Source organism: Streptococcus sp. HMSC066E07, assembly GCF_001814695.1.
Classification (GTDB): domain Bacteria; phylum Bacillota; class Bacilli; order Lactobacillales; family Streptococcaceae; genus Streptococcus; species Streptococcus hominis.
Genome location: NZ_KV817414.1, coordinates 1 through 23,397 on the forward strand (window position 1 = coordinate 1; position 23,397 = coordinate 23,397).

The 23,397-nt window shown below is 40.8% G+C and carries 20 protein-coding genes, 1 tRNA gene and 1 pseudogene; 7 read left to right on the forward strand and 15 right to left on the reverse strand.

Annotation, left to right across the window (positions count from 1 at the left end; all coding sequences use genetic code 11):
- Positions 1 to 199: 199 nt before the first annotated feature.
- The 4 genes from leuS to HMPREF2984_RS01035 all read right to left on the reverse strand — a co-directional run bounded on the left by leuS (position 200) and on the right by HMPREF2984_RS01035 (position 8,445).
- On the reverse strand, positions 200 to 2,701 hold the full coding sequence (gene leuS / locus HMPREF2984_RS01020) for a leucine--tRNA ligase (protein ID WP_070670047.1): 2,502 nt from the start codon (positions 2,699 to 2,701) through the stop codon (positions 200 to 202).
- A gap of 203 nt (positions 2,702 to 2,904) precedes the next feature.
- Positions 2,905 to 4,572, reverse strand: a complete 1,668-nt coding sequence (locus tag HMPREF2984_RS01025) for an amino acid ABC transporter ATP-binding/permease protein (RefSeq protein ID WP_070670049.1) — start codon at positions 4,570 to 4,572, stop codon at positions 2,905 to 2,907.
- Entirely contained in the window at positions 4,562 to 6,325 is a 1,764-nt protein-coding gene (locus HMPREF2984_RS01030; RefSeq protein ID WP_070670051.1) for an ABC transporter ATP-binding protein/permease, read from the reverse strand. Before HMPREF2984_RS01030 ends, HMPREF2984_RS01025 begins: the two co-directional genes overlap by 11 nt.
- 224 nt (positions 6,326 to 6,549) lie before the next feature.
- Positions 6,550 to 8,445, reverse strand: coding sequence for a M13 family metallopeptidase (locus HMPREF2984_RS01035; protein ID WP_070670053.1), 1,896 nt, complete (start codon positions 8,443 to 8,445; stop codon positions 6,550 to 6,552).
- 176 nt (positions 8,446 to 8,621) lie between these two features.
- Here HMPREF2984_RS01035 and HMPREF2984_RS01040 point away from each other — a divergent pair, with 176 nt between their 5' ends.
- The 4 genes from HMPREF2984_RS01040 (at position 8,622) to HMPREF2984_RS01055 (ending at position 11,960) form a co-directional block, all read left to right on the forward strand.
- Positions 8,622 to 9,341: a metal ABC transporter ATP-binding protein gene (locus HMPREF2984_RS01040; protein WP_070670055.1), complete on the forward strand. Its 720-nt coding sequence runs from the start codon at positions 8,622 to 8,624 to the stop codon at positions 9,339 to 9,341.
- 1 nt (position 9,342) lies between these two features.
- Positions 9,343 to 10,191, forward strand: coding sequence for a metal ABC transporter permease (locus HMPREF2984_RS01045; protein WP_306806811.1), 849 nt, complete (start codon positions 9,343 to 9,345; stop codon positions 10,189 to 10,191).
- A 34-nt stretch (positions 10,192 to 10,225) separates the two neighbouring features.
- Entirely contained in the window at positions 10,226 to 11,155 is a 930-nt protein-coding gene (locus HMPREF2984_RS01050) for a metal ABC transporter substrate-binding protein (RefSeq protein WP_049533312.1), read from the forward strand.
- A 154-nt stretch (positions 11,156 to 11,309) separates the two neighbouring features.
- Entirely contained in the window at positions 11,310 to 11,960 is a 651-nt protein-coding gene (locus tag HMPREF2984_RS01055) for a metal-dependent transcriptional regulator (protein ID WP_070670059.1), read from the forward strand.
- A 118-nt stretch (positions 11,961 to 12,078) separates the two neighbouring features.
- On the opposite strand, the gene dtd is transcribed toward HMPREF2984_RS01055, so the two are convergent.
- From dtd to HMPREF2984_RS01090, 8 genes are all read right to left on the reverse strand, one after another.
- Positions 12,079 to 12,522, reverse strand: coding sequence for a D-aminoacyl-tRNA deacylase (dtd, locus tag HMPREF2984_RS01060; protein WP_003038975.1), 444 nt, complete (start codon positions 12,520 to 12,522; stop codon positions 12,079 to 12,081).
- 87 nt (positions 12,523 to 12,609) lie between these two features.
- On the reverse strand, positions 12,610 to 14,826 hold the full coding sequence (locus tag HMPREF2984_RS01065) for a RelA/SpoT family protein (RefSeq protein WP_049533310.1): 2,217 nt from the start codon (positions 14,824 to 14,826) through the stop codon (positions 12,610 to 12,612).
- 174 nt (positions 14,827 to 15,000) lie between these two features.
- Positions 15,001 to 15,147, reverse strand: a complete 147-nt coding sequence (locus tag HMPREF2984_RS09705) for a hypothetical protein (protein ID WP_003028899.1) — start codon at positions 15,145 to 15,147, stop codon at positions 15,001 to 15,003.
- A gap of 165 nt (positions 15,148 to 15,312) precedes the next feature.
- Entirely contained in the window at positions 15,313 to 16,056 is a 744-nt protein-coding gene (locus tag HMPREF2984_RS01070; RefSeq protein WP_070670061.1) for a 16S rRNA (uracil(1498)-N(3))-methyltransferase, read from the reverse strand.
- A complete protein-coding gene (gene prmA / locus HMPREF2984_RS01075; RefSeq protein ID WP_070670063.1) occupies positions 16,057 to 17,010 on the reverse strand; it encodes a 50S ribosomal protein L11 methyltransferase in 954 nt (317 codons plus the stop codon). It abuts the gene before it with no gap.
- Between the two features lie 3 nt (positions 17,011 to 17,013).
- On the reverse strand, positions 17,014 to 17,493 hold the full coding sequence (locus HMPREF2984_RS01080) for a GNAT family N-acetyltransferase (RefSeq protein WP_059221200.1): 480 nt from the start codon (positions 17,491 to 17,493) through the stop codon (positions 17,014 to 17,016).
- A complete protein-coding gene (locus HMPREF2984_RS01085; RefSeq protein WP_024052633.1) occupies positions 17,490 to 17,933 on the reverse strand; it encodes an NUDIX hydrolase in 444 nt (147 codons plus the stop codon). The genes HMPREF2984_RS01080 and HMPREF2984_RS01085 overlap by 4 nt, the downstream gene beginning before the upstream one ends.
- A gap of 50 nt (positions 17,934 to 17,983) precedes the next feature.
- The gene (locus tag HMPREF2984_RS01090) at positions 17,984 to 18,454 is read right to left on the reverse strand and encodes a DUF3013 family protein (RefSeq protein WP_049533305.1); all 471 of its coding nucleotides are present in this window, start codon (positions 18,452 to 18,454) and stop codon (positions 17,984 to 17,986) included.
- 101 nt (positions 18,455 to 18,555) lie between these two features.
- On the opposite strand from HMPREF2984_RS01090, the gene HMPREF2984_RS01095 reads away from it, so the two are divergent.
- From HMPREF2984_RS01095 to HMPREF2984_RS09310, 3 genes and pseudogenes are all read left to right on the forward strand, one after another.
- Positions 18,556 to 19,827, forward strand: coding sequence for a replication-associated recombination protein A (locus tag HMPREF2984_RS01095; protein ID WP_049516989.1), 1,272 nt, complete (start codon positions 18,556 to 18,558; stop codon positions 19,825 to 19,827).
- Positions 19,828 to 20,099: 272 nt separating this feature from the next.
- Positions 20,100 to 20,172, forward strand: a tRNA-Lys gene (locus HMPREF2984_RS01100).
- 222 nt (positions 20,173 to 20,394) lie between these two features.
- Positions 20,395 to 20,908 (forward strand): annotated as a pseudogene (locus HMPREF2984_RS09310) (DUF308 domain-containing protein).
- Positions 20,909 to 20,978: 70 nt separating this feature from the next.
- Here the strand turns inward: HMPREF2984_RS09310 and HMPREF2984_RS01110 are convergent.
- The 3 genes from HMPREF2984_RS01110 to HMPREF2984_RS01120 form a co-directional block, all read right to left on the reverse strand.
- Entirely contained in the window at positions 20,979 to 21,638 is a 660-nt protein-coding gene (locus tag HMPREF2984_RS01110) for an HD domain-containing protein (RefSeq protein ID WP_070670065.1), read from the reverse strand.
- Between the two features lie 65 nt (positions 21,639 to 21,703).
- Positions 21,704 to 22,342 carry a deoxynucleoside kinase gene (locus HMPREF2984_RS01115; protein ID WP_070670067.1) on the reverse strand — a complete coding sequence of 213 codons (639 nt, stop codon included), beginning with the start codon at positions 22,340 to 22,342 and terminating at the stop codon, positions 21,704 to 21,706.
- 186 nt (positions 22,343 to 22,528) lie between these two features.
- On the reverse strand, positions 22,529 to 23,296 hold the full coding sequence (locus HMPREF2984_RS01120) for an epoxyqueuosine reductase QueH (protein WP_070670069.1): 768 nt from the start codon (positions 23,294 to 23,296) through the stop codon (positions 22,529 to 22,531).
- Positions 23,297 to 23,397: the final 101 nt, after the last annotated feature.

Below are 23,397 nucleotides of genomic sequence, written 5' to 3' on the forward strand. Positions count from 1 at the left end.
CTTGTCAATACCTTTTTTCATCTTTTTTTATTTTCTTGTTTTTAAGTTTAAGCTTTTTTAGTTTAAGGTAGCAAAAAAGGATTCCAAATGTTATCAGAATCCTCATTTTTCTTTTATTTCGCAACAATATTCGCCAATTTAGGTGACTTCAATAGCCTGAGAAGCTATTAAATGTTGGTGTTACGGCTAACAGAACCTATTACTTAACAACAATATTAACAAGTTTGTTAGGGACTACAATCACCTTGATGATTTCTTTGCCAGCGATTTCTGACTTGATTTTTTCGTTGGCAAGAGCAAGTTTTTCAAGTTCTTCACGGCTGGAATCTTTTGCTACAACGAGTTTCGCACGAACTTTGCCCTTGATTTGGAGAACAATTTCAATCTCGTCTTCAACGAGTTTTGCTTCATCCCAGGTTGGCCAAAGAACGTATGAAATAGACTCGCCTGATTGTGTCAATCCTTGCCAAAGTTCTTCTGCCAAGTGCGGTGCAAATGGAGCTAGGAGTTGGATCAAGCCTTTTGCATATTCCACATAGAGACGGTCTTCCTTGTTGGCGCTATTAACAAAGACCATGAGCTGGGCAATGGCTGTATTGAACTTGAGTTCTTCAATCTGCTCAGTTACAGCTTTGACTGTCTGGTTGTAGACTTTATCAAGCGCACCACTGTTTTCTGCCACAATTTCCTTGCTAGTCAGCAAGCGGTAAACGCGGTCGAGGAATTTACGCGAGCCTTCAAGACCCTCTTCAGACCAAGCGATTGACGCATCAAGCGGTCCCATGAACATTTCGTACACGCGCAGCGTATCCGCACCATAACGGTCAACCACATCATCAGGGTTCACAACGTTTTTAAGTGATTTAGACATCTTCGCCGGAGCTTGCTCCAGTTCTTCACCGGTTTCGATGTTAAAGAAGGAGCCATCACGTTTTTCAACCTTATCACTGGCAATCAGAGCTCCTCTGCTGTCACGATAGCTTGATCCCAAAATCATCCCTTGGTTAAAGAGCTTTTGGAATGGTTCCTTGGTTGGAACGATACCTAAATCATAAAGGAATTTATGCCAGAAACGAGCGTAAAGAAGGTGAAGCACAGCGTGTTCTGCACCACCGATGTAAATATCAACTGGTAACCAAGCCTTGAGCAATTCTTCATCTGCTAATTTTTCATCGTTGTGTGGATCAATATAGCGCATATAATACCAGCTGGAACCAGCCCATTGAGGCATAGTATTGGTTTCACGGCGGCCCTTCACCCCGTCTTCACGGGTCACTTCCAGCCAATCGGTCAAGTTAGCAAGTGGGGATTCCCCTGTACCGGAAGGTTTGATGTCTTTGGTTACTGGCAATACAAGTGGTAATTGCTCTTCTGGAACAGCTGTTGTTGTGCCGTCTTCCCAATGGATGATTGGGATTGGTTCACCCCAATAACGTTGACGTGAGAAGAGCCAGTCACGCAAGCGGTAAGTCACTTTCTTGTTACCAGCGCCTTCTGCTTCAAGCCATTCAACCATTTTGTCAATAGCTTGCGCTTTATCAAGACCGTCTAGAAAACCAGAATTGATATGAAGTCCGTCTTCTGTGTAAGCTTCTTCTTCAACATTTCCGCCTTCAAGAACTGGAATAATTTCCAAACCGAATTGTTTTGCGAATTCCCAGTCACGTGTATCGTGAGCAGGAACCGCCATGATAGCACCAGTACCGTAGCTTACAAGAACATAATCAGCAATCCAGATTGGCATTTCTTTACCATTTACTGGGTTAATGGCATAGCTACCAGTCCAAACACCTGTTTTTTCTTTAGCAAGGTCCGTACGAGCAAGGTCAGATTTAAGGCTTGCTTGATGTTTGTAGTCAGCAACTGCTTGCGCTTGTTCTGGTGTTGTAATAGTTTCAACAAGTGGGTGCTCAGGCGCTAAAACAGCGTAAGTCGCACCAAATAATGTATCTGGACGAGTTGTAAATACGGTGAAATCTTTGTCAGTACCCTTAATTTTAAAGGTAACATTGGCACCAGTTGATTTACCAATCCAGTTACGTTGCATGTCCTTGATAGACTCTGGCCAATCAAGGTCTTCTAAATCTTCCAGCAGACGTTCAGCATAAGCTGTGATTTTCAGCATCCATTGGCGCATGGGTTTGCGGACAACTGGGTAACCACCACGTTCAGATGTCCCGTCAGGAAGGACTTCTTCGTTGGCGATGGCTGTACCTAGTTCTTCAACCCAGTTTACTGGGACTTCCGCTTCATAAGCCAAGCCTTTCTCGTAAAGCTTGGTGAAAATCCACTGAGTCCACTTATAGTAGTTTGGATCTGTTGTATTGACTTCACGATCCCAGTCATAAGAAAAGCCAAGCGCATTGATTTGGCGTTTGAAGTTAGCAATATTTTCCGCCGTAAACTCAGCTGGGTCATTTCCTGTGTCCATCGCGTATTGCTCAGCAGGAAGCCCAAAAGCATCCCAGCCCATTGGGTGAAGAACGTTGTAGCCTTGAGCACGTTTGAAACGGCTGAGAATATCAGTCGCCGTGTAGCCTTCTGGGTGTCCTACGTGTAGACCTGCTCCAGATGGGTAAGGAAACATATCCAGCGCATAAAAGTTTGGTTTGTCAGCATCTGTTCCTGTCTTGAAGGTATGATTTTCAGCCCAATAATGTTGCCATTTTTTTTCAATTGATTTGTGATTATAAAAAGTCATTGATTCACTCCAATTTTGTGATGTTATTATTATACCATTTTTAGGCGATTTTAAAAGGCATAATTAGGGAAAGAGGAAACATAATCAAAAAAGAATACTTTACTAACTAGATTTGTTTTCTAGCTCATTTTATTGAGAAGTTTTAACTCCATAGCTAAATGGAAAATCCTCAAATATGAAGCCTAGCATTTATTCTACCCTTTTTATTGCAGTCGCTTTAACCGCGATGCGTCCAATTCATAGATTTCACCTGCAAATGCCACTGTTGACGTACGGTGTGAAATCATAAAAATCATTCCTTGGCATTCTTCTTTTACAATAGATAGAAACGCCGCTTCGTTGAGCGAATCAAGATTGCTAGTCGGCTCATCAAAGATATAACAATCCGCCTTTTTCAAGAGTGCCCGCATAAGCTCTAAACGCTGTCTTTCTCCAGCTGAAAAGTCACGCTCACCGTCAATAATTGTATCCAAACCATCCGGCAATCTTTCTAGACACTCTTTTAGTCGGCATCTTTCTGCCAACTTCCAGATACTCTCATCACTAATGTCGTTTCTCCCCAGTAAAAGATTTTCTCTCAAAGATTGGTGAAAAAGCTGAGCTATCTGTGGTACATAGGCAAATGAAGCCTGCAAATGCTGACGATTGATTTCTCTGGCGTCTACACCAGTAAGAAAAACTGAACCAGCATTGCTGTCATACCAACGCATAATGAGCTTCATCAGGGTTGATTTACCACTACCACTCTTACCAATCAAGCCAATAATCTTCCCTTTTTCAAAATGTGCAGAGAAATTATTAAACAGCTTTTGCTGATGATTGTCGTAAGCAAAATCCATATTCTCAATCAGAATATCGTCTAAAGTGACAGCTATTTCCTGACCAGTTTGGACGGGCTCTACCTCATCTAAGAGAGCAAAAACAGTACGACCAGCATTCATAGCACGTTTAAATCCTAAAGGCAGGCGGCCTAATTCTAAAAAAGGAGCAAAAGAGCTAGAAAAAGCAACTAAAACGAGAACCGCTCCCTGCCAAGATAACTGATGATTTTCCACTTGATAGAATGCCAAAAGAGCAACGCTTGTAAGAGACAGTCCCACCACCAAAAAGGTTACCGTTTGCTGTAGATATTGTTTCTGGGTAACCTGTCTTTCCAACTGGTTCACAGTCTGACTTTTGCCCGTCAATTCTACAAATCGTTCGTGACTCTTGCCAAATTGAGACAAATCGCCCATCGCTTTCAGACTTTCCAAGAAAAAAGAAACATAATTCGAGCGTTCCTGATTTTGCTTCTGCAAAATATCTTGTAAACCGAGAGCAAACATTCTCGGTAAAATAATAGCTAAAATCCCATAAGTCATTAAAGTCACTAAAGCAAACCAAAACGAGAAATATGCAAAATACATTCCCATCAAAAGAGCTGTCAAGAACCCTGTACAAATAGGAGCTATCGTATGTGCAAAAAAGATTTCCAGCGCTTCAATATCTTCACCAATCATCTTGAGCAATTTGCCGCTGTCCTGACGATCCAACTTTGCTGGTGCCAAACGACGAAGCTTCGCAAAAATGAGTTTACGTAAATCCGCCAGAGAATGGAAGGCAACAAAATGCCCGAAATAATGCTCGCCATAACGAAAAGCGCCCCGAGCTAGGGCTAGTCCAATCAGTAAGATCAGACTCCACCAAGCAGGCTGCTGACCATTTAAAGCATGGAAACCTAATACAATCACCAGAGTTGGAATTGCCACCGTCGTGACAAAGCCCAGCACCGCAAAGAAAACCGCTAGAGCAATAAAAGGGAGCAAATGGTTCATCACCTGAAAAAGTCTGCTGAGGATAACACGAGTTGTGTAACGTTTTTTAGTTTCCATGCGTTAATTCCTCCAATTCTTGCTGGGTATTTGCCAATTGGCGGTATTCTTCACTCTGTTCATAGACTTCTGCCGGTGTTCCCAAAACCGTTTTTTCTTTTCCTATAAAGAGAACTCGACTTGCTTTAACGACTTGTTTCATCTTGTGAGTAATCTCAATGACAAGTGCGTCTTGCGCTACCAAATTTAGCAAATCATAGATAGCCACTTCATTGTCTTTATCTACACTGGATGTCACTTCATCAAACAGATAGAGTGAACGCTTGGCCAAGATAGCTCGCACACAAATGATCTGCTGGCGTTGCCCCGGTGATAATTGACTGCCGTTTTCCCCCACAAGAGTATCGAGACCTTGAGGCAGATCTCTTACAAACGCTAAAACGCCTTTTTCAGCCAGCCAGTCCTCTAATTCAACCCGCGACCAATCTACCGCCAACTGTAAATTTTCAAGAATGGATGCGTTTAAAAGAACACTATTTGCTGACACATACATGACTTCCTGATAAATGGTTGATTTGGATAGGCTTTTGATTTCTTTTTCTCCTAAGAAAATGGAACCTCTGTCCGCCTGTCGTTTCCCCAACAACAGCTTGGCTAACGTCGTTTTCCCACGGCCGCTTTCTCCTGCAATGGCTAAGATTTGTCCACGTTTCATTTTAAAGCTTAGATTTTCAAATAATTTTCTATCCGCAAAAGCAAAATCCAAACCATTAACTGTCAATTCACTAAAAGGAGGCAATTCCTGCTGTTCCTCTTTTGATTCTTTTTCAATTGAGTCCAAAAATCCAAAAATTCGATCAGCCATTTTGGTATTCATCATAACTAAATGCATTCCATAACCAGCTTCACGAATCGGCGTGAAAAACTCAGTCGCAATAAAAACAAAGTAAATCATAGCAAACAGTGATAAATGCCCTGCTTGTAACATGGAAGCTGCAACGAATCCTGACACGCCAATCCCCAAGTACATGACTGCATCCATGTAGCCAACTGACTGCAGCTGAAATCCTAGAAGTTCCATAGTTGCATCACGGAAATCCTCTGCCTGCGCTGCAAATTCCTTTTCATATTTAGCATCTGCCTGATAAGAATAAAGAGTGTTCAGCCCCTGAAGATCATCTAAAAAGAGATTGCCAACATCCATATAAGACGCCCAGTAACGATTCATAATCCTGCGCGAACGCTTCTGCATGAGAATGATAGACATAGGAATCAAAGGCAGCGAGAGAATAAAAATCAAACCGCCAGCAGGGAACAGAAAAAACACAATCACCAACACTGTCAAGCAATTCAAATACGTTCGTAGATTTAAGGGGAGATAATAAGAATAATACGTATCCAAACTGTCAATTCCTTGTGACGCTACCGTCAAAACATCTGCAGCCGTCTTACTATCCTGAAATTCTCCGTCTTTATCTACGAAAGCCTGAAAAAATGCTGCTTTTAGTTTGTTGCGAGCAAACTGCGAAGCTACTCCTTGAAAATTTTTCGCCAGAAGCGAAAGCGCAAAACCTAAACAAGAAAAGAAAAACAGCCAAAAAAGAACCGACAAAAAATTCAATGGTATTCCCTCATATAAATCCGACAAAACTTTTGCTATCAATACAAAGCTCAAAATCCGCATGATGAATTGAAGCCAAGCTAAAAAAGCCGATAGATAAATCAGTTTCATTTTAGGCTGGATCAGTTCTTTCAAACGAGCAATCAGCACTTTCTTTCTGCCTCGTGATATTTTTTCTTGCTCTTCTGTCATCACTTTCTCCTCACGTTCTTCATTCTATCCTATATTTATTCATTATAACACTCCCAAACAGAGAAATAAATTAAATTTTCAGTTTTTTTAATTTGTTCAGTCCATGAAAACTTTCCTTCTTTGTGTAATTTATTCATAAGACAAAGCAATTAGCCAGCCTCTCTACGCTAAACATACAAAAAACCAGCTGACCATTCCAACTGGTTTTGAATAAAGTGATGCCATTACCAAATAATCACGCGTTCTTCTGGTTTGCGCCACATGCCATCACCTTCTTTAACATCAAAAGTCGTAAAGAAATCATCAAAGTTTGGCAATTGAATATTTGTCCGGAGTTTTCCGGGAGCATGCACGTCCACGCTGGCTAGCATTTGCATGTATTCTGGACGAGCTTTCATGCGCCAGATACGAGCAAAATTAGTAAAGAACTCTTCTGCAGAGAAGTCTGCTTCTTTCTTAGCGGCTTCCAGTGCTGCCGCAATACCACCAAGGTCTGCAATATTTTCTGAAACAGTTAGTTTCCCATTGACTTTAGCACCGTAAGAATCCTGTCCGTCAAATTGCTCAATCACCTTTTGAGTACGTGCTTGGAAGGCCTCGTAATCTTCTGGCTTCCACCAATTGTTCAAACTTCCGTGTTCGTCAAATGAAGCTCCATTTGAGTCAAAGGCATGAGAAATTTCATGAGCAATCACCGCACCGATGCCGCCATAGTTAGCTGATGAAGATTGATGTAAATCATAAAATGGCGCTTGGAGAATAGCTGCTGGGAACACAATTTGATTTTGCTGTGGATCATAATAAGCGTTGACCATATGAGCTGGCATGTGCCATTCACTGCGATCCACTTCCTTGTTCCACTTGCTCCATGTATGCGCAATAGAAATTTTTGCTAAGTTTCGAGCATTCTCAACTAAGCTCAAATTCTCATCAATCACTTTTTTCTCATAGGTTTCTGGCAATTTCTCTGGATAGCCGATATGCGGTGTGATGACATTGAGCTTGACAATCGCTTTGTCACGTGTTTCCTTAGCGAGCCAATCCGCCGTTTCCAGACGCGACTTATAAACATCAATCATAGCAGCAACTTTGTGCTCTACATCTGCTTTTGCTTCAGGTGAGAATTTTTCTCCCGCATACCAAAGACCAAGTGCTTGGCTATACGGACCTTGCGCTAGCTGGTAAGCTGCCTTTTCTTTTGGACGGGGTTCTGGGACACCTGAGATAGCGCGTGCATAGGTCCCTGAAAGGACACGAATTTCTTCAGTGAGTAAAGAAGTCCATGCTCCAGCCGCAAACAATTTCAATCCTGCATGCAAATATTCCCAATTTTCTTCTGAATAATATTCCGCTGCAAACTCTTTCCAAAAACGCTCTTGAGGAACAATCACCTTGTCTGGGCTTTGTCCCAAAATCTCTGTAAAAATTGCATCAAGTGGCAATTCTGGAGCGAGCTTCGTGAAATCTGCCCAATCATAAGGGTGATATAACTTCACATATTCTGAAGTTTCTTCATTGGAAAGGACATACTTAGCTAATTTAGCATCTAATTCCAGATATTTATCCAAAATATCTTTTGTTTCTTCTGCCGAAAAGCCAAATTTAGGTAATAATTCTTCCTGCATCTTGCGCCAGATTGTCAGCAATTCCTTGCCTTTTTCATTTCCTTCTTCATAATAGGTCGTATCTGGTAAAATAATTCCAGGTGCATCGGCCCAGAGAACATTCATTTTAGCATTCATAAAGTCTGGCGCGACGTCAAAAGTAAAAGCATTCGGCTTTCCAGCCATTTCATACTCAGCAATCTTCGCTGCAAACTCCTTGAAAGAACTTAAAGCTTTATATTCTTCCACCAGCGGCATTGCAGGGGTAACTCCTGCTCGTTCCCGTCCGTCAAAATCTGCCACCAAACGGTGGTATTTCACAAAATTTTGCAAGATTGGATCATCTGGCACATCTTGACCTGCTAACCATTTATCAGTTGTAGCCAGCATCAATTTTTCAATATCTTGATCCAAATCCATAAATCCACCTGTCATAGGTTTATCATCAGGAATAACTGCTGTTTTTTCCCATTCACCATTAACATAGTCAAAAAAATCATCTTGTAAACGTGTCATCTTGTTCTCGCTTTCATTGTTTTACCTTAATCCTATCAAAAAAGTTCTGAATAATCAAACTTTTATCAAAAGGGAGTTTTCTGGCAAACCTTGCTTCTGATTTTTCTTAAAAATTCTAAAAATTAACTTGACTTAATTTTTATTTTAATGTATATTAAAGGTAGGGGTGTATAAAAATGATACGTATCGAAAATTTAAGTGTCTCTTATCAGGAAACGCTTGCTCTCAATCAGATTTCTTTGGAAATCCAAGGCCCAACTATCATGGGAATTATCGGTCCAAACGGAGCTGGCAAATCCACCCTTTTAAAAGGAATGTTGGGCATCATTGATCATGTTGGACAAACTTATCTTGATGATAAAGAATTCTCAAAGGTACTTGGCCATGTAGCTTATGTGGAACAAAAAGTTCACATTGACTATAATTTCCCTATCAAAGTGAAAGAGTGTGTGTCTCTTGGACTGTATCCAAAAGTGAAACTCTTCCACAGACTAACAAGCACAGACTGGGACAAGGTGACAAATGCACTACGCATTGTCGGCTTAGAGGATTATGCCGAACGCCAAATCAGCCAATTGTCAGGAGGGCAATTTCAACGGATCTTGATTGCGCGCTGTCTAGTACAAGAAGCTGACTGTATCTTTCTGGATGAACCATTCGTTGGGATTGATTCAATCAGTGAAGAAATCATCATGACAACGCTACGCAGTCTAAAAGAACAAGGAAAAACGATTCTCATTGTTCACCATGACTTAGGAAAAGTCCCACATTACTTTGATCAAGTTTTAATTTTGAATAAAGAACTCATTGCCATTGGGGAAACTTCATCAACTTTCACAGAAGAAAACTTGAAAAAAGCCTATGGCTCTCAGCTTTTTGTGAATGGAGGTCTCTAATATGTTTTCAGAATTTATTGATGGACTACAAAATTTCCATTTTCTACAAAATGCGCTGATTACAGCCATTGTCATCGGGATTGTTGCTGGAGCAGTTGGTTGCTTCATTATCCTAAGAGGCATGTCTTTGATGGGCGATGCCATTTCACATGCGGTCTTGCCGGGAGTTGCACTCTCCTTTATTTTAGGAATCAACTTCTTTATCGGAGCCATTGTTTTTGGACTTTTAGCTTCGGTCATTATTACTTATATTAAAGGAAATTCAATTATCAAAAGTGATACTGCCATTGGAATAACTTTTAGTTCCTTTTTAGCTCTTGGAGTCATTTTGATTGGAGTTGCTAATAGTTCAACCGACCTTTTCCATATTCTTTTTGGAAATATCTTAGCTGTGCAAGACATTGATATGTGGATTACAATCGGTGTCGGAATCGCTGTCCTGATTGTCATTGGAATGTTCTTCAAAGAATTATTGATTACTTCTTTCGATCCACTTCTGGCAAAAGCGATGGGGATGCCAGTCAATCTTTATCATTATCTCTTAATGATTCTCTTGACGCTGGTTGCAGTTACAGCTATGCAAAGCGTGGGAACAATTTTGATTGTTGCTATGCTGATTACACCTGCTGCTACGGCTTATCTTTACGCTAACAGTCTTAAAACGATGATTATCTTGTCTTCTAGCTTGGGGGCAATTGCATCTGTCTTAGGACTTTTCATTGGCTATACCTTTAATGTTGCGGCTGGCTCAAGCATTGTACTGACGTCCGCCATTATCTTTGCCATTAGTTTCTTTATCGCTCCAAAACAACGATTTAACAAACTTAAAAACAAACCCAAGCTAAAATAAAGTTAGTATTAAATTTATCAAAGGAGAACCTTATATGAAAAAATTAGGTTTTGTCGCCGTTCTATTTTTGGCTGTCGTAGGACTCTTTGCCTGCGCTGGTCAGAAAGGAACATCTACTAAGAATTCAAAATTGAATGTTGTTGCTACCAACTCGATCATTGCTGATATTACAAAAAATATCGCTGGTGATAAAATCAATCTGCACAGCATTGTTCCAGTTGGAAAAGACCCACATGAATACGAACCATTACCAGACGATGTCAAGAAAACTTCTAATGCTGATTTAATCTTCTATAATGGTATCAATCTTGAAACAGGTGGAAATGCTTGGTTTACAAAATTAGTTAAAAATGCGAAAAAGACTGAAAACAAAGATTACTATGCTGTAAGTGACGGTGTTGAGGTCATTTATCTTGAAGGTCAGAATGAAAAAGGAAAAGAAGATCCACACGCTTGGCTCAATCTTGAAAACGGAATTATCTATGCAAAAAATATTGCAAAACGTTTGATTGAAAAAGATCCTAAGAATAAAGAAACTTACGAAAAGAACTTGAAAGCCTATACTGCGAAACTTGAAGCATTGGACAAGGAAGCAAAAGCAAAATTCAACAACATTCCTGCTGAAAAGAAAATGATTGTTACCAGTGAAGGTTGCTTCAAATACTTCTCTAAAGCCTACGGCGTGCCTTCTGCTTACATTTGGGAAATCAACACCGAAGAAGAAGGAACTCCAGACCAAATCAAAACACTAGTTGAAAAACTTCGTAAAACAAAAGTCCCTTCACTCTTTGTCGAAAGTAGTGTCGATGAACGTCCAATGAAGACCGTTTCAAAAGATACAAAGATTCCAATTTATGCTAAAATTTTCACTGACTCAGTCGCCGAAAAAGGAGAAAAAGGCGATAGCTACTATGACATGATGAAATGGAACTTAGATAAGATTTCAGAAGGTCTTAGTAAATAAGAAATGGAAAAAGGAGCCGGAATTGATTGCCAGTTCCTTTTTACTTAAAATTCTTCTTGAATAATAAGCCTTACATTCTCTGAAACAAGCGGTTATCGGCTGTATTCTTAAGTTATTTTTGATATACTAGTAAGATAAGGAGTAAAAGGACAACATGACCCCAAACAAAGAAGATTACCTCAAATGTATTTATGAGATCGGTACGCATACTCAAAAAATTACAAATAAAGAAATCGCGGCCCAAATGCAGGTGTCTCCCCCTGCTGTCACAGAAATGATTAAAAAGATGATTGCTGAAAAATTAATTATAAAAGATAAGATTAAGGGCTATTTATTGACCAGGCTTGGTCTCCACCTTGTCTCTGAACTATATCGCAAACATCGCTTAATTGAATATTTTCTGGTACACAATCTACAATACACCACAACAGATCAAATCCACGAGGAAGCAGAAGTTTTAGAACACACCGTTTCAGAATTATTTGTCGAGCGCTTAGAAAAAATGCTAGGTTACCCAGAAACTTGCCCCCACGGCGGAACCATTCCAGCAAAAGGTGAATTACTAGTTGAAAAGTATCAGCTAACATTGGATCGAGTTGAAAATACTGGAACCTATCGCTTAGCACGTGTCCATGACGAATTTGAGTTATTAAAATATTTGGAAAAGCACAATTTACATCTGGGAGATACGCTGATACTGGAACAATACGATCCTTACGCTCAACTGTATGCGCTCAAGGTCAATGGAAAAGAGCTGCAAGTCAACTCTGTTATCGCTCAACAGCTTTATGTGGAGAAAATCTAAAAAGAAGTCGAAGCTGATAACATCAACGAATTAGAAGTCACTCAACTGCTATGTCTTTCTAGAAAGTAAATGAGTCTGGAACAGTTTTGTCCCAGACTCGTTTTTATTTATCCTTTTCTCAACGATTCTTCGTATCTAACACAATCGTCACCGGTCCGTCATTGACTAGCTCAACCTGCATATCAGCTGCGAAAACACCTGTTTTAACAGCTATTTCTCGACCTAGCAATTCGTTGAAGTCATCATATAGTTGACTAGCCAAGTCTGGTTGCGCTGCACCAGTAAATGCAGGACGATTCCCTTTTTTGGTATCTGCGTAAAGGGTAAATTGAGAAATAGAAAGAATCTCTCCCTTTACGTCTTTAATGGACAGGTTCATCTTGTCTTCATCATCTGAAAAAATCCGCATATTGGCAATTTTTCTCGCTGCATACGCCACATCTTCTTGATCATCATCTGGGGCAACACCGACTAACAACAGCAGTCCTTGCTGAATTTGATTGTAAAGTTTGCTATCAATCGATACCGAAGCCCGCTTCACACGCTGAATCACTATTTTCATTTTGAACTTTCTAATTTCTGTTACATTTTGTGAGTAAATTTACAAGAACGCAATTCCAGCAAAACATTTCCGCTCTGTTGTCCTCACTTAGCCGTTTGTCCGTTTGACAGAATAAACTTCTGGCACGCTCTTAATCTTATCTACAACTGTCGTGAGCATAGATAAATTAGCGATTCCGAAAGAAACATGGATGTTTGCAAATTTCATATCCTTCGTTGGCTGTGCATTGACAGTAGAAATATTTTTGGTTGTATTGGACAAGACTTGTAGCACATCGTTCAAAAGACCTGCTCGATTCAAACCATAAATATCAATGTGTGCTGTATATTCTTTCGTAGAGGTATTTTCTTCCCATTCGACATCAATCAAACGCTGCTCATAATTTTCCTGCGCCCGCAGATTCATACAGTCCTTACGGTGAATTGCTACCCCACGACCTTTGGTAATGTACCCGACAATCTCGTCACCAGGAACTGGATTACAGCATTTGGCAATCCGTATCAAAAGCCCCGACGCACCTTGGATAATAACGCCGCCCTCATGCTTGACTTTCAGCGTTTCTTTATTCTCCCGTTTCACTTCGCCGCCCTTGACAAGCTCTTCTGCTTCAGCTCTCGCTTTAGCGCGTTCTTCCTCACGACGTTCTTTTTCTGTCAAACGGTTAAAAATAGAAATCGCACCAATCTCACCAAAACCAATTGCCGCAAAAAGAGCTTCTTCTGTTTTGTAGCTCGTTTTTTGCAGGACTTCTTCCATGTGCTTTTTGTCCATGTATTTATTGGCTACATAGCCATGTTCTTGGAATTGTGCCTGTAAAAGTTCGCGCCCTTTAGAAATGGACAATTCCTTGTCTTGGTTTTTGAAAAATTGACGAATCTTATTCCGTGCCTTGCTTGTTTTTACAACATTTATCCAGTCACGGCTTGGTCCAAAGGAATTGGAACTGGTGATAATCTCGATCTGATCCCCTGTTTTTAACTTCGTAGTCAGTGGCACCATGCGACCATTTACCTTGGCACCGACCGCTTTTTCACCAACTTTGGTATGGATTTCATATGCAAAATCAATCGGCCCAGAGTCTTTTGGCAACGAGCGGACAGCTCCGTCCGGTGTGAAAACATAGATTTCCTCAGCCAGGTAATTTTCTTTGACAGAATCCACAAAATCTTGCGCATCATTAGACTGGTCTTGGAGTTCCATCATCTCCTTGATCCAGTTCATTCCAATCGCAGATTCTTTGCTATCAACTTGACCTTTAATGCCTTTTTTATAAGCCCAGTGAGCGGCAACCCCGTATTCAGCCACTTCGTGCATCTCTTTCGTCCGAATTTGAAACTCAATCGGACCTTTAGGCCCATAAACGGTGGTGTGGATAGACTGATAACCGTTTGCTTTGCGATTGGCAATATAATCTTTAAAACGTCCGGGCATTGGTCGCCAAAGTTCATGAATGTAACCCAGCATGGCATACACATCACTTTGCGTATCTAAAATGCAGCGAATAGCAATCAAGTCATAAATTTCATCAAAACGCTTTTTCTTGTCCTGCATTTTCCGATAAATGGAATAAATATGTTTTGGACGACCGTAAATTTCCCCATGAAGATTACGCTCAGACGCATAGGTTTCAATCTTATGAACCACTTCGTCCACTAATTCCTCACGTTCCCGACGCTTTTCCTTCATCAGGTGGGAAATCTTATAAAACTCTGTCGGATTCAAATATCGAAAAGCTAAATCTTCCAATTCCCATTTAACACTCGAAATCCCCAAACGATGAGCTAATGGAGCATAAATTTCCATGGTTTCGCGTGAGATGCGTTCCTGTTTGTCTTTGCGCAGGTGCTTAAGTGTTCTCATATTGTGCAAACGGTCTGCTAGTTTTACCAAAATGACACGGATATCCTTGGACATCGCCATTAGCATTTTGCGGTGGTTTTCAGCCAACTGTTCCTCGTGAGACATATACTTGACTTTACCAAGTTTGGTCACACCATCGACAATCACGCGCACATCATGTCCAAATTCGCCTTCCAAATCGTCCAAAGTTGCAGCTGTGTCTTCTACAACATCATGTAAAAAACCGCAAGCGACACTGACCGCATCCAACTTTAGCTTAGCTAAAATCCCTGCCACTTGAATCGGATGGATGATATATGGCTCACCTGATTGGCGAAATTGCCCCCGATGCCGATCTACCGCATAGAATAGAGCTTTTTGCACCAAGGTGACATCTTCTGATGATAAATACTTTCTAGTAAGAGCGACCACTTGATCGCCTGTTAAATTCACTTCTTTTGGCATGTTCTCTCTCCAGTTCTTCCTACCATTTTATCACTTTTAAGGCAATATGAAAACAAGGAAACACAGAAGAATGCAAAGCTTCTGTGAGAAATGGCCGATTTTTTTCAAACTGCGATTACATATAAGCCATACCCAGTAAATAGTAATTACTCTAAGTTTAGAAAAAGCCCGCCTTTATATAGGCGGGTTGTGATGGAAGAGGTGATGCTTTTCTGCATGTAGCATATCTCCGATAAATTCAACATAAGCATAAATGAGATAGCAAGCTGATACAACACCTAAAATAGCAATAAACAGCTCAAATAAGGTAGATAAAGACATGATGAACCTCCTCTCCTTACCAAGCAAAAGCAGTTTTCGCAATCTAGCCAGCAGATTTGTTTCCGTGCTTCCATCCTTTCTAGCCAAACTAGATATTTCACTTATATTATACCAAAGTTAGGAGTTAAGAACAATAGAAATGAGAGCTATTAAAGCTACTTTTTCCTACTGTATCAATTCTGTCAAAACACTAACTGCACTTAATGCGTAAAGTGGAGCTGTCTCTGTCCGCAAGATACGTGGACCTAGCCCTGCAAGTATAGCTCCTGCTTCTTCCAATGTAGTAATTTCTGCTGGAGACAGACCGCCTTCTGGCCCAAAGACAAATAAAATCCGACTTCCTATTTCAAGTCCTGTCACAGCCTTGACCAAAGCAGCAGACTCCCCCTCTTTGGCAGATTCCTCATAAGCTACAATGACGCGGTCAAACTGGCTCAAACAATCTAAAAAGTCAATTTTCTTCTCAAAAAGTCGGACTTCTGGTACCCGATTGCGTTTGCTCTGCTCGGCTGCTCCCAAAACAATCTTTTCAAGTTTTTCTGCCTTTTTGGCTAATTTCTTACCGTCCCACTTGGCTACAGACCAGTCTGCTGGAAAAGCCCAGATAGCAGCTGCTCCCAGTTCTGTCGTTTTCTGAGCCACCCATTCCAGCTTGTCTCCCTTGGGAAAGCCAGAAGCAACCGTCACATGAAGCGGCAGCTCCGCGTTATCTGGAAATGCTTCTACCAGATTCAACACGTGGCGCTCCCTATCCGCAACTCTTGCTAGACGTTTAATGCCATCTTCAAAAACCAGCACCACTTCATCATCTTCTACCAAACGCATCACAGAAAACATATGCTTAAGGGTATCTTTATCTTTGATAATGACAGGCTTTTCAACCTGTCCCTTCACAAAATACTGCTGCATCTAGCCTCCTATCACTCCTGAAATCTCCTTGGTTTTCTTAAAGACACAGGCATTCCACTCGCCCTGAATCATGTGGGTCTCAAGGAAAAATCCAGCAGCTTCTGCTGACTCCCGCACCAGATCCCATTTCTCAGAGATAATCCCGCTCATAATCAGATAGCCCTCATCCTTAAGCAAACGGTAAGCATCATCCGTCAGATTTACCAAAATATCCGCCAGAATATTAGCTACAATGACATCAGCCTCAATATCAACGCCTTTGAGAAGGTCGCCAGCTGCCACATGAATATTTTCAGTCCCAGCATTCAGCGCAATATTTTCCTGAGCAACACGGACAGCCACATCGTCTAGGTCATAGGCGAAAATCTCCTTGGCACCCAAGAGAGAGCTGGCAATGGAGAGAACCCCACTGCCTGTACCCACATCCAGCACCGTTTCTCCGCCCCGCAGGACCTGCTCCAGAGCAAAGAGGCTCATCTTGGTCGTCGGGTGAGTGCCCGTACCAAAGGCCATGCCAGGATCCAGCTTGATAATCTTCTCACCAGTGGTCACCTCGTAGTCCGTCCAGGACGGCACGATGGTCAAGTCATGGGTGATTCGAGCCGGTTCAAAATATTTTTTCCAATTGTCCGCCCAATCTTCCTCTGCCAGTTCCTGACGAGTCAGCTCAATATCTCCCGTCTCCAAGCCGAAGCCGTCTAGCTCAGCCAGTCGCTCATTGGCCTGAGCTGCAATATCCTCTATATCCACCGAATCCGGATAATAGCCGGTAATCCTGACCCGCTCGCTCTGCTCAACTTCTGGAAAAAGCTCACCGTACTGGTCAACCTGCCCCAGATAATCTGCGCTGTCATCAATAGCCACGCCTTGACTGCCTAAATCAATCAGAATATTGCTGACCACTTCTTCCGCCTCACGGCTGACCGTAATGGTTAGTTCTTGCCAAGTGTTCATATGTCATTCCTTTCTTTTAATACTCTTCGTCATATAAACCATATCCATGCCCTCTTGCTCTGGTTCAGTATGCGTTTGATGATAGCCGCATTTTTCATAAAATTTGACCATAGGCTCATCTTGGAAAACCGTACATAAATCCCACTGAGTAATCGTCGAAAATGTTTTCTCAAGCAGGTGAATCCCTTCATAACCATAGCCTTTTCGCTGATACTGAGGTAAAATCGCAGCTGTCCCAAGCCAACCTTCTGTTCGCGCATCGTTGGTCTGCAAGCGAAGAAAGCCAACAATTTCCTCTTCGTCTTTGACAAAATAGTAAAAACTATTAGGACGTTCCACCAACTTCCACTTAATCCGCTCCCTATCTTCCAGATAAGGATCATACTGGTCATGATATTTTTCGTAGACAGCTTTAAAACTAACACGTTGAATACTGATAATGGTTTCTAAATCTGTAGCTTCTGCTTGTTCTATATGAATCATCTCTGCACCTCCAAATAATCTCCCAATCTACTTTTCAACTGCGGGATGACGTTTTCATCCGCTAATAATTCTTCTATATTTACTAATTTGTAGCCCTGTCCTTCGTCACCAAAGACAATCTGATCTATCAGTTCTTGACAGATAGAAGCCACCATGAAAACAGAAACTTTCTCAGGATGAACAAATCCCTGATAACATTTGACCCAAGCAATGGAATCCTCCATCAGTTCAATGCCCAGCTCCTCAAAGACTTCTCTTTTAATGCACTCAAAAGGCGTCTCGTCCTTTTCTCTCCCACCGCCGGGAAAATCCCACATATTCGGGTAAGGAATAGTCGAAATATCGTCTCTTAAAATGGTTAAAATTGTATCACCATGCAGCAAAGCAATTTTACAGCCTGAGAAATCAAACGTTTGATGCAAAACAGTCATATCGCTCATTCTTACTTTCCTCCGCACAATTAGTCGTCTTCTTGGGACACCCTTGTGTTTTAGTACCTCGGATATGGATAAAATTCCGTCTCCGTCAGCCCTGCTCTGCCTTTTTCAAAAGCTTCATTATTCCAGACGATTTCAAATTCCTCTGCCGCTGGATCTGCCAGAAAATCCATGAGAGCATCTAATCCCTCTTCGGCTGTCTGCTTCAAAAAATCCACAAAGTAGGTCAAGAATTCACGAGACAAACCTTTTTTGGGCTCGTAAGGGACAATTGTTAGATAATCCTCTGTTTCAAGGTGAGACTTAGTAGGATTATAAAAGAGAACGCTTTCTTCAAAGAAAATGTCTTCTGTGCTACTTTCTCCATCCACATCTAACAGTTCGATGCCATTTGCATTTTGCACTTCTAAGAGAAAGGACACTTCTACGGCATGATTCTTCTTATCCCAGTTTATCTCATAGTCAAATGGAAAGCATTGCCCCATTTCTTCATTTAATATATCCAAAAATCCATATTTAGCCATAGCCAGCCTCTCTCTAATCCTTTAAAATGTGTTAAAATAGATACAACTATAGTAACATAAATTAGAACAGTTGAAAAGAATACCAATAAGGAGGAAAACGTATGCCAGACAATTTAGCGATTCGCATGCGGCCTAAAAATATCAATCAGGTCATCGGTCAGAAACATCTGGTCGGTGAAGGAAAAATCATTCGTCGCATGGTGGAAGCCAATCGCCTGTCTTCCATGATTCTCTATGGTCCGCCAGGGATTGGCAAGACTTCAATTGCTTCGGCTATTGCTGGAACTACCAAATTTGCTTTTCGGACCTTTAATGCTACTGTTGATAGTAAGAAGCGTCTGCAAGAGATTGCGGAAGAAGCCAAATTCTCTGGTGGTTTGGTGCTGCTGTTAGACGAGATTCACCGCTTGGATAAGACAAAGCAGGACTTCCTCCTCCCTCTGTTAGAAAACGGTCTAATCATCATGATTGGTGCCACAACAGAAAATCCTTTTTTCTCCGTCACTCCCGCTATTCGCAGCCGGGTACAGATTTTCGAGTTGGAACCTCTGATAAATGATGATATTAAACAAGCCATCCAAACAGCCCTGACGGACACCAAACGAGGCTTTGACTTTCCTGTCCAGCTAGATGATGACGCTCTGGATTTCATTGCCACTTCCACGAATGGAGACTTGCGCTCAGCCTTTAATTCTCTAGATTTAGCAGTTCTCTCTACTCAATCAGATAATACAGGCGTTCGCCATATCACTCTGGATATTATGGAAAACAGCCTGCAAAAGAGCTACATCACTATGGACAAGGACGGAGACGGGCACTATGACGTTCTGTCCGCCTTACAGAAGTCTATTCGCGGGTCTGATGTCAATGCCAGTCTCCATTATGCAGCTCGCTTGATTGAAGCCGGAGACCTTCCCAGTCTTGCACGACGTCTGACGGTCATCGCTTATGAGGACATTGGTCTGGCAAACCCCGATGCTCAGATTCATACGGTGACTGCACTTGAAGCCGCTCAGAAAATCGGATTCCCAGAAGCTCGCATCCTCATTGCCAACATTGTCATTGACCTAGCGCTCTCTCCTAAGTCCAACTCGGCCTACGTAGCCATGGACAAGGCGCTCTCTGACTTGCGCCAGAACGGAAATCTCGCTATCCCCCGTCATCTACGAGACGGTCATTACGTCGGAAGCAAGGAGCTGGGAAATGCGCAGGATTACAAATATCCACATAACTATCCTGGTAACTGGGTGAAACAAGATTATCTTCCTGAAAAAATAAAATATGCCGATTATTTCATTCCAAATGAAAATGGAAAGTATGAACGAGCCCTTGGCATGACTAAAAATAAGATTGATCAATTAAAAAACAACTAAAAAATCGTGGTATCGTTTGCAAAAAATCAATTTTTTCTCTTGAATTTTTCAAAAATTGTGGTATCATAATTATAGAAACGCTGTGGTGTACGACTTCACACTTAAGTGTTGACCGACTATTTTTTGTATTATTAGGGAAACAAAAGACTTCTAACAGCTTGCAGGCCGTTTCACGCGGAAGCAGCTTCAGTTAGAGCGAGTTGCCCACCTGCTTAATTGCGCGGGTTCAATACAAATCGTGAAGGTCCGGCACCAATACAGCTTTTTCTGTTGCCTCCTTAGCTCAGTTGGTAGAGCAGTGGACTCTTAATCCATGGGTCACAGGTTCGAGCCCTGTAGGGGGCATAATAAAATTTAAGTAGAAAGCCTATATGATAGGCTTTTTTGTTGTTCCCACTTATAATCTTCTAACCTTGTTATAGTTACAAAAAATAATAAAACAGCCTTTTTTGTTTCACAAAAAGCCATACTAAAATTCTCAAACTATCTATTTCCTTTCTTGACATCTCCCATCAAAAGAGTTAAAATGCTTTCACTATCAAACTATACTATATAGGGGATGTAGATATGAAATTTTCTAATTGTTTATTGCTATTCCTTGCAGGAACTGTTCTTGTTTTTTTAGCACTTTTTCTATTTACAAACCCAGTAGCTAATCTTGTTGCTTACAGCTGGTGGGTTGCATTTGGTTTACTGGTTGCTTCTATAGCAGCTATTTTAGGCTATTTCTCTGTACCAAAAGAGCTTCGCTCACCTGTTTATCTTTTCCAAAGATTATCAACCTGCTCTTAGCTATTTACCTCGTTGCTTATGGATTGTGACCTTACCTTTCATCATTCCAACCATTTTAGGAATTTAGTTAATTGTAGAAGCCATTATTGCTTTCTTTAAAGGTAATTGTCTAGGACTGATTTTCTCTGCTATTGGCAATAACATCATGTGGATGACGCTACTTGTATTTCTGCTTAGATTAGTCATTTTGTTCAATCCAATAGCTACAAGCGTCTTTGTCATTTATGCCGTTGCTTTTGCATTTTTAATTGCTGGTTTTACCTATATCGTTGATGCCTTTCGTAAATAATCTAGCTGCCATTTTGGGCATATTAAAATAGCTGGGAAGTTACATTCTCAGCTTTTTCATATCTTATTTGTCACTTTTTCGCATTCCATTCAGCATAGAATTGATCTAAGTATTCTTCCAAAAAGCGATGTCTACTTTCTGCCATTTTTTGAGCAGCAGCGGTATTCATCATGTCTTTTAATTTGAGTAATTTCTCATAGAAATGCATGATAGCTGAACTCTTCCCAGTACGATATTCTTCCAATGTCATGTTTTCTCTCGGCTGCAAATCTGGATCGTGAATCGGTCTCCCTATATGACCTGAATAAGCCATAGTTCGAGCTATTCCAATTGCTCCAATCGCATCTAAACGGTCGGCGTCTTGAACAATTTTCCCCTCCAAAGTGCTAACATTTTTCTGCTGATGTCCACCTTTAAATGACATCGTTGCAATAATCTCCAGTACATGAGCTGTTTCCTCATCTGAAGCCTGATGATTCTGTAGCCATTGCTTGACCTTTTGCAGGCCCACCCCTTCATTCTCATTTAATTTCCCGTCAGCTATATCATGCAGCAAGGCAGCTAGCTCACAAATAAAAACATCTGCTTGTTCTTGTTTAGCAATTTCTACAGCATTGTTTGTGACACGCACAATATGCCACCAGTCATGTCCGCTCGTCTCGTCTTTCAATTCAGCATAAACAAAATCTCTTGCTTCTTGAAGAATTTTCGCTTGTCTATCCGTTATCATCTGTTATCCTCTTTATTTATATACATAAAAATCTCGAAGTGTTTTCGAGACTTTCTTGATTGAATTTATTTTTCAAGCCCAATCGTTTTCATTTTTTGTTGAATTTGTTGGTAGACGTGATTCCAGTCATTTGGATTTGCAATATCTAAATCATCCGTTGCAATTCTCATTTTAGGACTGTAATTGTAATCTTCATACCAATTTTGATAATGCTTGTAAAGCAGTTGATAGTAGTCAGCTAGCCCATTTTCTTCATTTGGTTGCTCATAATCGCGACCACGTTTTTTGATATTGTCCATAATGTGATCGAAGCTACCGTCTAAATAAATTAACAAATCTGGCGCTTTCTTAGGCAGACCTTGGATTTCTTCCATCATATTGTCCAAAAGTTCCAAGTAGATATTGTACTCTTGCTCACTGATACTGCCCTTTAAGGTATTGATGTAAGTAAACAGAGCGTCTTCATAGATAGAACGATCTAAAATATTATTGTCATCATAATAAGCCGCTTTGATCATTTTAAAGCGTTTATTTAGAAAATAAATCTGCAAAGCAAAACCATACTTATCAGGGTCTTCATAATACTTATCCAAAATAGGATTTTCTTCTACCGGTTCAAAAAATGGCTGTGTTCCTAATTCCTCGGCTAGTCGATAAGTGTAGGTCGTCTTTCCTACCCCAATCATGCCCGCTAAAATAATCACTATCTTCCTGCACCTCCCAAATCTATCCAATATCAGGTTATCAGCCTCAGCCAAACCACCATATATTGTGCCAAAGAAAATGATAACACAATATATTGATAACGTCAAGATATAAAACTTCTAAATGTATAAACAAAAATAACCTTGTACAAAGAAGCACGATTAGCTCCAATACAAGCGTTATTTTTAGGATTCTCCATTCGTGACAGTAAATTTAATATGCGAATAATCTTTTTCTAAATCTTTCCCTTTCAAAAAAGCTATCGCATCTTTTTTAATCTGAATGAGGTCAATTCCTTGTGCTTGTGCTGCAAATACACAACCACAATAGCATTGGCGGTAAATGTCGTACTCCTCGCACATTTCGACCGAGCGCTTATAGCCTTGATTTTTCTTGAAATCACTAGGAAGATACTGCGTTGCGTAAACTTTCTGCACTTCAATTCCAACGCTATTGATCGTCTGCGAATTTTTATGAGGGCTGATTGTCAAGGCGCTTCCAAAATAATCAAATCCCAAATCAACCGCCACTTGCGCTGTTTTATCCAAGCGATAATCATAGCAAACTTTACAACGATCGCCACCTTCCGGCTCTTCTTCCAAACCGTGTACTGTTCGGAAAAATTCTTGTGGCTCATAGGGGGCTTCTAAATATTGAACATGATTACCAGTATTTTCATTGAAATCGTGAACAAATTTTTGGGCAACATAGGCACGACGCTGGTATTCTGCTTTGGGATGAATATTTGAATTAGCAAAATAAACCGTCACGTCCGCATACTGGGTCAAATACTCCAGCGTATAAGTGGAGCAAGGCGCACAGCAGGTGTGCATTAAAATCGTAGGACGCTTCTGGTCCGCCTCCCAAACTTTGACCATTTTTTGCATCACGCGGTCGTAATTGATCTTTTGATTGGGATTCATCTTACTCAGAATTTCTTCAACATCAATCATCGTTTCCTCCTTGGAAATATATCACTATTTTACCACAGAAAGGGAGTAGTGACAAATAGACAGAATAGAATATCATTCTCATGGCAACACGAATTTATTCA